Annotated in this window: 13 protein-coding genes; 9 read left to right on the forward strand and 4 right to left on the reverse strand. The window is 33.0% G+C overall.

Annotated elements, in window-relative coordinates:
* The first annotated feature begins 255 nt into the window (after nucleotides 1-255).
* A complete protein-coding gene (locus FUA24_RS10060; protein WP_148541935.1) occupies nucleotides 256-1,257 on the forward strand; it encodes an NAD(P)/FAD-dependent oxidoreductase in 1,002 nt (333 codons plus the stop codon).
* A 287-nt stretch (nucleotides 1,258-1,544) separates the two neighbouring features.
* Here the strand turns inward: FUA24_RS10060 and FUA24_RS10065 are convergent, their stop codons facing one another.
* From FUA24_RS10065 to FUA24_RS10075, 3 genes are all read right to left on the reverse strand, one after another.
* Nucleotides 1,545-2,381: an OmpA/MotB family protein gene (locus FUA24_RS10065; protein WP_148541937.1), complete on the reverse strand. Its 837-nt coding sequence runs from the start codon at nucleotides 2,379-2,381 to the stop codon at nucleotides 1,545-1,547.
* 107 nt (nucleotides 2,382-2,488) lie between these two features.
* Complete coding sequence (locus FUA24_RS10070) at nucleotides 2,489-3,478, reverse strand: glycosyltransferase family 2 protein (RefSeq protein WP_148541939.1); 990 nt, start codon at nucleotides 3,476-3,478, stop codon at nucleotides 2,489-2,491.
* The gene (locus FUA24_RS10075) at nucleotides 3,475-3,921 is read right to left on the reverse strand and encodes a type I restriction enzyme HsdR N-terminal domain-containing protein (RefSeq protein WP_148541941.1); all 447 of its coding nucleotides are present in this window, start codon (nucleotides 3,919-3,921) and stop codon (nucleotides 3,475-3,477) included. The genes FUA24_RS10070 and FUA24_RS10075 overlap by 4 nt, the downstream gene beginning before the upstream one ends.
* Nucleotides 3,922-4,048: 127 nt before the next feature.
* Between FUA24_RS10075 and holA the strand changes: the two genes are divergently transcribed.
* Nucleotides 4,049-5,053 carry a DNA polymerase III subunit delta gene (holA, locus tag FUA24_RS10080; protein ID WP_148541943.1) on the forward strand — a complete coding sequence of 335 codons (1,005 nt, stop codon included), beginning with the start codon at nucleotides 4,049-4,051 and terminating at the stop codon, nucleotides 5,051-5,053.
* Between the two features lie 5 nt (nucleotides 5,054-5,058).
* The gene (locus FUA24_RS10085) at nucleotides 5,059-5,724 is read left to right on the forward strand and encodes a uracil-DNA glycosylase (RefSeq protein WP_148541945.1); all 666 of its coding nucleotides are present in this window, start codon (nucleotides 5,059-5,061) and stop codon (nucleotides 5,722-5,724) included.
* A 12-nt stretch (nucleotides 5,725-5,736) separates the two neighbouring features.
* Here FUA24_RS10085 and FUA24_RS10090 read toward each other — a convergent pair whose 3' ends face one another.
* On the reverse strand, nucleotides 5,737-5,916 hold the full coding sequence (locus tag FUA24_RS10090; RefSeq protein WP_148541947.1) for a hypothetical protein: 180 nt from the start codon (nucleotides 5,914-5,916) through the stop codon (nucleotides 5,737-5,739).
* 259 nt (nucleotides 5,917-6,175) lie between these two features.
* On the opposite strand from FUA24_RS10090, the gene FUA24_RS10095 reads away from it, so the two are divergent.
* From FUA24_RS10095 to FUA24_RS10120, 6 genes are read left to right on the forward strand one after another with little or no spacing between them, the layout of a single operon-like run.
* Nucleotides 6,176-7,015 carry a 1,4-dihydroxy-2-naphthoyl-CoA synthase gene (locus tag FUA24_RS10095; RefSeq protein ID WP_148541949.1) on the forward strand — a complete coding sequence of 280 codons (840 nt, stop codon included), beginning with the start codon at nucleotides 6,176-6,178 and terminating at the stop codon, nucleotides 7,013-7,015.
* Nucleotides 7,003-7,926, forward strand: a complete 924-nt coding sequence (gene menA, locus FUA24_RS10100) for a 1,4-dihydroxy-2-naphthoate octaprenyltransferase (RefSeq protein ID WP_148541951.1) — start codon at nucleotides 7,003-7,005, stop codon at nucleotides 7,924-7,926. Before FUA24_RS10095 ends, menA begins: the two co-directional genes overlap by 13 nt.
* Nucleotides 7,927-7,960: 34 nt before the next feature.
* Nucleotides 7,961-8,638, forward strand: coding sequence for a metal-dependent hydrolase (locus FUA24_RS10105; RefSeq protein ID WP_148541953.1), 678 nt, complete (start codon nucleotides 7,961-7,963; stop codon nucleotides 8,636-8,638).
* Nucleotides 8,639-9,685 (forward strand): o-succinylbenzoate synthase, encoded by a 1,047-nt coding sequence (locus FUA24_RS10110; protein WP_148541956.1) that lies wholly within the window; start codon nucleotides 8,639-8,641, stop codon nucleotides 9,683-9,685.
* Nucleotides 9,686-9,687: 2 nt separating this feature from the next.
* Complete coding sequence (locus tag FUA24_RS10115) at nucleotides 9,688-10,632, forward strand: CPBP family intramembrane glutamic endopeptidase (protein WP_148541959.1); 945 nt, start codon at nucleotides 9,688-9,690, stop codon at nucleotides 10,630-10,632.
* A gap of 28 nt (nucleotides 10,633-10,660) precedes the next feature.
* The gene (locus FUA24_RS10120) at nucleotides 10,661-11,737 is read left to right on the forward strand and encodes an AMP-binding protein (protein WP_148541960.1); all 1,077 of its coding nucleotides are present in this window, start codon (nucleotides 10,661-10,663) and stop codon (nucleotides 11,735-11,737) included.
* Nucleotides 11,738-11,774 lie beyond the last annotated feature (37 nt).

Genomic DNA, 11,774 nt, shown 5'->3' on the forward strand with positions numbered 1-11,774 from the left:
ATCAAACATGATAACAAACTAATTTTATGTAAATTCATCCATAGAACTAAAAAACTAAATTAAAAAATTTATTACTTTTATGTAATCTTTTAAGAGCCTTGACTTCATAGTTTCCCATTTAATTTTTTAAAATAATCACAACCTTTTTTCAGAAACTACATCCCAAAAATACTTTACACAAGTATGCGTAATATGAATATTGTTTCTATATTTGAAAATTATTAATGCAACAGAGTTGCAATAATAAAAATAGGTATGAAGCGCAGAGAAGCAATAAAGCAATTAGGTTTAGCAACCGCGGCAATGGTTTCTACCTTATTATGTATTCAACTGAAACAACGTAAAATTAACCTAAGTATGACAAATTTTGATGTAATTATAATAGGAGGTAGTTATTCTGGACTTTCCGCGGCCATGGCGCTTGGACGTTCTTTACGTAAAGTCCTTATATTGGATAGTGGTTTGCCATGTAACAGACAAACACCACACTCACATAATTTTATTACCCAAGACGGTAAAACTCCCAAAGAAATATCTGAAGCGGCAAAACGTCAGGTTTTGGAATATGAAACAGTTCATTTTTTAGAAGAGTTAGCAATTGCAGGAGAAAAAGATGCATCGGGGTTTAAAATTCAAACGCAATCTGGAAAGGAATTTTTAGCAAAAAAAGTAGTCTTTGCTACTGGTATTAAGGATTTAATGCCAAATATTAAAGGGTTCTCAGATTGTTGGGGTATTTCTGTAGTACATTGTCCGTACTGTCACGGTTATGAAATAAGACATAAAAAGACTGGTATTTTGGCCAATGGAGAGCATGCCTACCACTTGGCTCCAATGGTAAAAAACTTAACTTCTGATGTTACCATTTTAACATCGGGAAAGGCCAACTTTAACAGTGAGCAAATAAAAAAGATGAGAGACAATAATATTAAGATTATAGAAAAAGAGATTGTAGAAATAGAACATCTTAATGGTTACATTAAAAACGTAGTTTTTGCTGATAATTCTAAGGAACATTTTGAGGCCACCTATGCAGCAATTCCTTTTAAACAACATTCTAGTATTCCTGAATCGCTTGGATGTGCAATTAATGATATGGGCTATTTAGAAGTAGATATGATGCAAAAAACTACTATTGAAGGTGTATTTGCCTGTGGTGATAACTGTTCAAGATTACGTTCTGTAGCTAATGCTGTAGCCGCAGGAAATAAGGTAGGGGCAGTGGTTAATATGGAGTTGTCTTTTGAGAATTTTTAGAAATTTTAATACATGCTTATGAATCAATTTAAAAAATATATTGCAATGTCATTCCAAATGACCAGTTGTATTTTACATTTTATAAGAACGTTTAATGTTTTGAATTATAGCAAACAGATACTTCGCTTTACATTATGTAGGTTCACTTGCAGATGTTAGCTTTAAACTATTAAGTTTTCAATTGGTTATGTTAGTTGTGTTCTAAACACAAAACATAATAGCTACCATAAATTAAAAAGCCCAACGTAATACGTTGGGCTTTTTAATGTTTTATTTAGAGAAAACTACTAGTTCTCAGTAGAAAGTGTTTTCATTTCTTTTTCAATCATGTCATAGAACTGATCGATTTTAGGTAATACAACAACTCTTGTACGTCTGTTTTTACCTCTGTTTTCTGCAGTATCATTATCTACTAATGGCACAAATTCTGCTCTACCAGCGGCAATAAGTTGTTTAGGGTTAACACCTAATTCTAATAATACTCTAATGATAGATGTAGAACGCTTAACACTTAAGTCCCAGTTATCTAATAAAGGCTCTTTTCTATAAGATACGTTATCTGTATGTCCTTCAATCATAGCTTCAAATTCTGGCTTGCTATTAATTACCTTAGCAACCTTAGCTAAAACATCTTTAGCTTTAGAAGTTACGTTGTAGCTTCCGCTTTTAAATAATAATTTATCAGCAATAGAAATGAACACCACACCCTTTTCTACATTAACTTCAATGTCTGGGTCGTTAATTCCAACTTCACGCTTTAAGCTAGTAACTAGTGCTAAAGTAACACTGTCCTTTTTAGTAAGCGCGTCTTGTAGTCTGTTTATTTTTAATTCTTTTTCTTTAATACTCTCAAGTGTTTTTTCTACACTACTTGCACTAGACGCAGATAAAACCTGTAAGTTCTCATTACTTTTACGTAAATCAGCTATTTGCTCTTCTAAAGCTTTAGCCCTAGCAGAAGCAGAAGCTTTATCAGCTAAACAAGAGTTTAATTTCACTGTAGCTGAGTTTAGTAAATCTTGAGTTTCTTTTTGTTTTTCTTGTAACGCGGTAAATTCTTTTTTAGAAACACAGGAGCTTAAAACTAATAAAGAAGATAAGCTTAATAATAAAAGTTTTTTCATGATAAGGTTAATGAAATTTATATAAGGATTAATATATTTAGTTGATACACAAAAATAGTTAAAATGATACTTATTTTAAGATAGTTAACAAAACTTTTGCTTACTATTTACAAACTGTTATAATTAGTCTTTTTATTTACGAAATAATCAACTACAATGGACGTCCTTTGGTAATAATTCACTCTTTTTTTATTTAAGTTTCTTATTTGTAATAATTTGCTTAAATTTTTATAAAAACTGAAATGCGCCTTTATAATTGCAAGCGTGTGCTTGGGTTTAAATTCAAACAAAAACTTTACACCAGCGATACCATCTAATAACAATCTGACGAAAATCTTATCAAATATAGTGCCAGAAGCGTTTTTTGTGAGTGTAAATAAACTATTTCTGAAATTTAAATAGGTTTTTCTCGGATTTGTATTGTTTAAGGTAGCTCCGCCAACATGATAAACAGTAGAATCACCTACATATTTGATGTTATGTCCTAAGTTTTTTGCACGCCAGCATAAATCTATTTCCTCCATATGCGCAAAGAAACTAGCATCAAACCCTTTTAACTCTTTAAAAATACCTGTTCTAATAAAGAAACAGGCGCCCGAGGCCCAAAAGATATCTGCGGTATCGTTGTATTGTCCGTTATCTTTTTCAATAGTATTAAATATACGGCCTCTACAGTAAGGGTACCCATATTTATCAATAAAACCACCAGCAGCTCCAGCGTATTCAAAATACGTCTTTTGTTTGTAGTCTAATAGTTTGGGTTGAATTATGCCCGTGTTAGGCTCTTGTTCAAAAGTTTGTACGATAGGCTTTAACCAACCTTCTGTGACTTCAATATCACTATTTAAAAGACACAAAATATCTTCCTCTACAAAAGGAATAGCATCATTATAGCCCTTAGCATAGCCACCATTGTCTTTGTTTTGGATAATTTTGACTTCTGGAAAGTTAGATTCAATAAAATCAACTGAAGCATCAGTAGACGCGTTATCCGCTACATAAATAGTGGCTTCAGATGAATGTTTAGTAACCGAGGGTAAAAACTGCTCTAACAATTGTTGCCCATTCCAATTTAATATAACAACGGCAATTTTCATTTTGTGTAATGCGGAATATCCTTTAAAAAATTATAACGTTCGTTTTCAAAGTCCATTTGACAATAATAATGATTTAATCCGTTGGTTACCATTAAAAAACTAGCTTTTAAAGTTAAGTTGTACTGTGCAATTTGATCAAAAGTATTTTGGCTAATTGTAATCGCCGGAGCTTTACATTCTACAATAAGATGAATACTGCCGTCCGGATTAAAAATAACGATATCATATCTTTTTTTTAAACCATTTACAAACAACTCTTTTTCAACATTAATTAATGATTTTGGATAGCCTTTCTCCGAAATTAAATAATGTATACAGTGTTGTCTAACCCATTCTTCGGGCTGTAACACTATAAACTTTTTGCGAATACAATCGAAAATAGAAATTTTATTTTCGTTACTTTTGAAACGAAACGAATATGTAGGGAAATTAAGTTTTTGCACTACACAAATTTAGAACTATTAATGTCACTTCGAGTGATTTTCGGTAGAAATTATTATCGAGAAGTTCTCGATACTTGCGGTAAAAGCCTCAACTCGAACTGACATCACTGAATAAACAATTGCGCTTTTGGACGAAGTCAAGCTACTAGTAACAGACATTAAAAACAAAAAACTAAAACCCATTTACTTCTTAATGGGTGAAGAACCTTATTATATAGATAAGATTTCCGACTATATAGAGAGTTCGGTGTTGAGTGAGGAGGAACGCGGATTTAACCAAATGGTACTTTATGGAAGGGACGTTAGTATTGAGGATATTGTAGGGAACGCTAAACGATTTCCTATGATGGCCGAGTATCAGGTTGTAATTGTAAAAGAGGCTCAGGATTTATCCAGAACTATTGAAAAATTGGCTGCTTATGCCGAAAATCCCCAGCCTACAACTGTTCTTGTTGTAAACTATAAATATAAAAAAATAGACAAGCGGAAAGCGCTTTACAAGACGCTTAAAAAAACGGGTGTAGTATATGAAAGCAAGAAGCTTTACGAAAATCAGGTAGCCGATTGGATTAGGCGCGTACTATCTCCTAAAGGGTATCAAATTTCCCCTAAAGCGGCTCAAATGCTTGTAGAGTTTTTAGGAACCGACTTGAGTAAAATTAATAATGAACTAGAAAAACTTCAAATCATTTTACCTCAAGGCACTCAGATTTCACCAGAACATATTGAAGAAAATATAGGAATAAGTAAAGATTTTAACAATTTTGAATTACGCAAAGCTATAGGAGAACGCAATGCAATTAAAGCCTATAGAATAGTAAACTATTTTGCGGAGAACCCAAAGGACAATCCTATGGTGGTTACCGTTTCATTATTGTTTAATTTCTTTTCCCAATTGCTACATTTCCATGGGTTAAGCGATAAATCCCCTAGAAACGTGGCATCGGCTTTAAAAATCAACCCTTATTTTGTTAATGAATACGTAACCGCAGCAAGAAATTATCCTATGCGAAAAGTAAGTACAGTAGTGGCTTCATTACGAACTTTTGATGTTAAAAGTAAAGGCGTTGGAGCAAATGCTGTTCCGCAAGGAGATTTGTTAAAGGAGTTGGTTGCAGGTATCTTAAATTAAGTATAATGAACGTAGATATTCACGAAAGTTGGAAGCCCTATTTAAATGAGGAATTCAATAAACCCTATTTTACTGAATTGGTAAACTTCGTAAAAAACGAATACAAAACACAAACATGTTATCCTCCCGGTAAAGAAATATTCAATGCTTTTAACCATTGCCATTTTAACGATGTAAAAGTAGTTATTATTGGACAAGATCCTTATCACGGTCCAGGACAAGCTAACGGACTATGTTTTTCGGTGGCAGAGGGTGTACAACATCCACCATCACTGATTAATATTTTTAAAGAAATTGAATCGGATTTAAATATAGCGTACCCCAAGAGTGGCGATTTAACAAAATGGTCTAAACAAGGTGTTTTACTACTAAATGCAACATTAACCGTAAGAGCACATAATGCAGGAAGTCATCAAAAGAAAGGATGGGAAACGTTTACAGATGCAGTTATTAAAACTGTAAGTTCAAATACATCTGATGTTATATTTTTATTATGGGGTGGTTTTGCTAAGCAAAAGGCAAAGTTAATTGATAAATCAAAGCATCACATATTAACTTCTGGTCATCCGTCTCCTTTAAGCGCTAACAGAGGGTATTGGTTTGGCAACAAGCATTTTAGCAAAGCCAATACTATTCTTGGAAATCTGGACGCATCTCCAATACGTTGGTAAAACAGTAATAACTTAGCTTCCTGTTGGAGCTAAGTTAGTTTCAGACTTAGACGTATTGGCTAATTCTGGGTTCAATACCACAATGGTCTTGTCGGTATTTTTAGTTTTTTCAATTTTATTTACACTTACTTTTAATAGCACAAAGTTCACTATAACGAGAGTGGAAATAATAACAGTAATAGTTGTTAACATAAAATTATGTTCAGGGATTTAATTTTCGACAAAATACAAATTTATCCGACAAAATACAAATAAATACTTTTGCTTATTACAAAAATACGGTAAAAAGGACTACGTACCTACCACTTTATATAAGAAAAGTCCATTTTTAATACATACTTAATTTTTGCTTAATAATTTGTTTAATATGGCAAGATTTTAACTATAAAATTATTCATTTATTAGTAAGCTATTTATTGAAATAAATTTATTTTTGAGAAAATTATAGAATATGGAAAAAGCTAATTGGGTTGTAGCTAAGGAGTATGAAGATATTACATATAAAAAATGTAATGGCGTTGCCCGTATTGCATTTAATAGACCAAATGTAAGAAACGCATTTAGACCTAAGACTACAAGTGAGTTATATGATGCCTTTTACGATGCTAATGAAGATGTTAATATAGGCGCTGTGTTGCTATCTGCAGAAGGCCCCTCAACAAAAGATGGTGTCTATTCCTTTTGTAGTGGAGGAGATCAGAAAGCTAGAGGTCATCAAGGCTATGTAGGTGAAGATGGCTATCATAGATTAAATATTTTAGAAGTTCAACGTCTTATTCGTTTTATGCCAAAAGCAGTTATTGCTGTTGTTCCTGGTTGGGCTGTTGGCGGAGGTCACAGTTTACATGTGGTTTGCGATTTAACTTTGGCAAGTAAAGAACACGCTATTTTTAAGCAAACAGATGCCGATGTTACTAGTTTTGATGGTGGGTATGGCTCTGCGTATTTAGCAAAAATGGTAGGACAAAAGAAAGCAAGAGAAATATTCTTTTTAGGAAGAAATTACTCTGCACAAGAAGCTTTTGAAATGGGTATGGTAAATGCTGTAATACCCCATAATGAGCTCGAAGATACCGCATACCAATGGGCGCAAGAAATATTAGCAAAATCTCCAACGTCTATAAAAATGCTAAAGTTTGCTATGAACCTTACGGATGATGGAATGGTTGGCCAGCAAGTATTTGCAGGTGAGGCTACAAGATTAGCTTATATGACAGATGAGGCTAAAGAAGGACGTGATGCGTTCTTGGAAAAGAGAGCGCCCAATTTTGATAAAAAATGGATTCCTTAAATATGAAGAAATTATCCGTTTGGATTTCCTCAATGCGCTTGCGCACCTTACCTCTTTCAATTTCTGGGATTATTGTAGCCTCGTGTTTAGCAGAATACAATGGTCATTTTAAGTGGGGTATTTTTGTATTGGCTATATTAACAACATTAAGTCTACAAATTTTATCTAACCTAGCTAACGACTATGGAGATGGTGTTAAGGGCACTGATAACGAAGACAGAATTGGACCTGAAAGGGCTATTCAATCTGGAAAGTTAACACCAGATGAAATGTTTAATGCCATAAAAATTAATGTACTTATTTCTATAGGGTTGGCATTTTCATTAATCTTTTTGTCTTTTGGAGTACGTCACTTTTTATTAACCTTAACGTTTTTCGTATTGGGGATTTTAAGTATTGTTTCTGCAATTAAATATACGGTAGGTGGAAATGCCTATGGTTATAGGGGTTTAGGAGATATTTATGTCTTCATTTTTTTTGGTTTAATAAGTGTTTGCGGCTGTTATGTGTTATATGCAAAAACTTTAGATCATGTTACGTTTTTGCCCGCATGTACAATAGGGTTGTTAAGTGCTGGAGTACTTAATTTAAATAACATGAGGGATATTGAGTCCGATGAAAAAGCCGAAAAAAGAACACTTGCAGTTAAGTTAGGTAAAAACCGGATTAAAAAATACCATTATACCCTAGTGGTGTTGGCAATTATACTTTCAGCTTTATTTGGTGTTTTGTACTATACATCGCCTTACAATTTAATATTTGTTGTGGCTTATGTTCCCTTAGTACTACATCTTATTAGGGTAAGTAAAAATAAAGAGCCTAGACTTTTAGATCCCGAATTAAAAAAATTGGCATTAACTACAGTGTTATTAGCAGTGCTTTTAGGTATTGGACATTTGTTGCCATTTTAGTAAATTCCATATTTAAAATTAAACTTAAAAAAAAATGAAAATTACATATTTAGGTCATGCCAGTTTAGCTATTGAGGTTAACGGTATCAATATTATTGTAGATCCTTTTATCACTGCAAACCCAAAGGCTTCAAGTATTAATATTGAAGATTTAAAAGCCGATTATATTTTAGTAACACATGCACATCAAGATCATATTCTGGATGTAGAAGCTATTGCAAAACGCACAGGAGCAAAAATTGTATCTAATTACGAAATTGTTACCCATTTTGGGAATCTAGGTTTTGAGGGACACCCAATGAATCATGGAGGTAAGTGGCATTTCGATTTTGGAACTGTTAAATATGTTAATGCAATTCATACATCGTCGTTTCCCGATGGTAGTTATGGCGGGCAACCAGGAGGTTTTGTAATTGAAGGCGAACATAAAAATATTTATATAGCCGGAGACACAGCATTGACCTATGATATGAAACTAATACCAATGCGAACAAAATTAGATTTAGCTATTTTACCCGTTGGAGATAATTTTACTATGGGTGTTGAAGACGCTATTATGGCTAGTGATTTCATTGAGTGCGATAAAGTTTTAGGCTACCACTACGATACTTTTGGATATATTGAAATAGACCATGATACAGCAAAAAGACAATTCTTTGAAAAAGGTAAAGATCTTATGCTGTTAGATATTGGCGAGTTTATAGAACTATAAATGATTAAAGCTACCTATAAAAAATACATTCTAAATTTTAAGCAAGCCAGCGGAACATCTCGTGGTGTATTAAAGACCAAAGAAACATGGTTCCTTTTTTTAAACGATGGCATAAAAGAGGGAATAGGGGAATGTGGACTATTTAGAGGCTTATCTTCAGATGACAGACCCGATTACGAGGAAAAATTAAATTGGGTTTGTAATAACATAAACATAGGTTTAGAGAACTTATTACCTCAATTGCAGGAGTTTCCTAGTATTCAATTTGGTTTGGAAATAGCGTTTCAATCTTTGAATTCTGAAGATAAATTTAACCTTTTTCCATCTAGATTTTCTGAAAGCGAAGCTAACATACCCATAAATGGACTCATTTGGATGGGCTCTGAAAGTTTCATGAAACAGCAAATTGAAGAAAAGATTGAAGCCGGGTTTACCTGTATTAAGATGAAAATAGGAGCTATAGATTTTCAAACGGAATGTAACCTGTTAAAATCTATTAGAGATTCTTTTTCATCAAAAGATATAGAACTTCGCGTTGATGCTAATGGTGCTTTTTCTAAAGAAAATGCCTTGGAGAAACTTAAACAGTTATCCGATTTTGATTTACATTCTATAGAGCAACCCATAAAACAGGGACAAATAGAAGATATGGCAAAGCTTTGTGACATTACACCATTGCCAATTGCGCTAGACGAAGAATTAATAGGCGTTTACCCTGTAACAAAAAAAGAAGAATTAATACAGACCATACGTCCGCAATTCATTATTTTAAAACCAAGCCTTGTTGGTGGATTTAAAGGGAGTGATGAATGGATTCAAATAGCCGAACAAAATGGTGCAGGTTGGTGGATTACAAGTGCTTTAGAAAGTAACATTGGCTTAAACGCCATAGCACAATATACCTATAATAAACAAAGTAATTTACCTCAAGGTTTAGGTACTGGAAGTTTGTTTACTAATAACTTTGATAGCCCATTACAAGTAAAAAATGGTACATTGCAATACAATAATAAATTAAATTGGAATTTAGAACTTTTAACTGAATAAATATGTATATAGAGCAGGCATTTAAGGGGGAATTAGGTTTTTGGAAGTATTTTATTATTCCAGGTCTTTTTTTAAGTTTAATGGGATTAAATTTTTTGGCAATAATAGTTTTGGACATAGATGTTGAAAGTGTTATTCAAACGGAAATAGAAAATAAAGGAGAGAATAGATTTTTAATTGAAACTTTAGTACCCTTTGCCATTGGTCTTATTTTGTTATTCTTATGGGTGAAATTTATTCATAAACAAAGCCTTACGTCGTTAACGACATCCAGAAAGAAGGTAGATTGGAAACGTGTGTTTTTTTCGTTCTTTTTTTGGGGAATCATTTCATCGGGAATGGTGCTTTTAGATTATTCAAGTAATCCTGAAGACTATCTTTTTAATTTTAAGCTAGAACCCTTTTTATATTTAGCAGCTATTGCCATTATTTTAATACCCTTTCAGACAAGTTTTGAAGAATACCTATTCAGAGGATATTTAATGCAGGGTATAGGTGCATTTTTTAAGAACAGATGGTTACCACTAATACTTACTTCGGTTATTTTCGGAGTTATGCATATAGCGAATCCTGAAGTTGAGAAATTAGGTTATGTATTATTGGTTTATTACATAGGTACAGGATTATTTTTGGGTATCATAACTTTAATGGATGATGGTATGGAATTAGCACTTGGTTTTCATGCTGCAAATAATTTATTTACCGTACTCTTGGTGACTGCTAATTGGACCGCCTTTCAAACCCCTTCTATTTTAAAAAGTATCGCAGATCCTTCAGAATCTACAGTATTCGAAATTATTGTACCCGTTTTTGTGATTTTTCCGATTCTCATTTTTATTTTTGCCAAGGTATACAAATGGAAAAACTGGAAAGAGAAGTTATTTGGAAAAGTTAAACCACCTAAGAATGAAGATTATCAAGTTATCGATGAGATTGGAACAACCTAACAATTAATATAAAACACAACACAACAACATGACACCTACTTTTAGAAATGTCCACAACAGATTTAAATTAAACAATTACCATTACACCTATGAGGGATTAATGGAAGTTGCCTATAGTTTTACCAAAGAAGGAGAGCCTTACCAGAGAGAATTAGGCGTATTCTTATTAGATTGGTTAGATAAAGAAGATTATGTAGAGGTGCAAACCTCTGGTTCTACAGGAAAGCCGAAAAAAATCAAAATTAAAAAGCAAGCCATGGTAAATTCGGCTATTGCAACAGGCGATTTTTTTGATCTTACACCAGGAAAAAAAGTTTTAAACTGTTTGCCTTCTAATTTTATTGCTGGTAAAATGATGATTGTAAGAGCTATTATTTTAGGCTTAGAATTAGATATGGTAAAGCCTTCTGTACAACCCAGAATTGATTTAAGGAAAGACTATGATTTCTGTGCATTTACGCCAATGCAGCTTAAAAACTTTGCCAAGTATTTAAAGCACTTAAAGACAGCAATTGTTGGGGGAGGTCGTGTTTCTGAACCTATTAAAGCTCTTATTCAAGATAAGAAAACTAACGTTTATGAAACCTTTGGTATGACCGAGACTGTCTCTCATATTGCCGTTAGGAAGCTCAATAATTTTTCTGGGAGTGCTTCTGAAAAGTATTTTGAAACCTTACCAGGAGTTACTGTTTCTAAAGATGATAGAGATTGTTTGGTCATAGAAGCTCCTAGCTTAACAAACGAAAAAGTTGTAACTAACGATATAGTGGAAATAGTATCCGATACAAGTTTTGATTGGTTAGGACGCTTTGATAATGTTATTAATTCTGGAGGCGTTAAGTTATTTCCAGAAAAAATTGAAGAAAAGCTACAAAGTAAGATAAATGGGGAGTTTTTCGTAACGGCATTACCTGATGATGAATTAGGAGATAAACTCGTGCTTTTGGTAGAGGGAGAAAAAGACTCATTAGATACCACTATTTTCAATGTTTTAGATAAGTACGAGATTCCCAAAACTATTTTTTACCTGCCAAAATTTGCGGAAACATTATCTGGAAAAATTCATAGAAAGAAAACACTAGAATTATTGAAAATAAAAGAATAAAAGCGTGTTTTGTGGGCTTTTTATTCCTAAAATGTAA

The organism is Seonamhaeicola marinus, assembly GCF_008085455.1.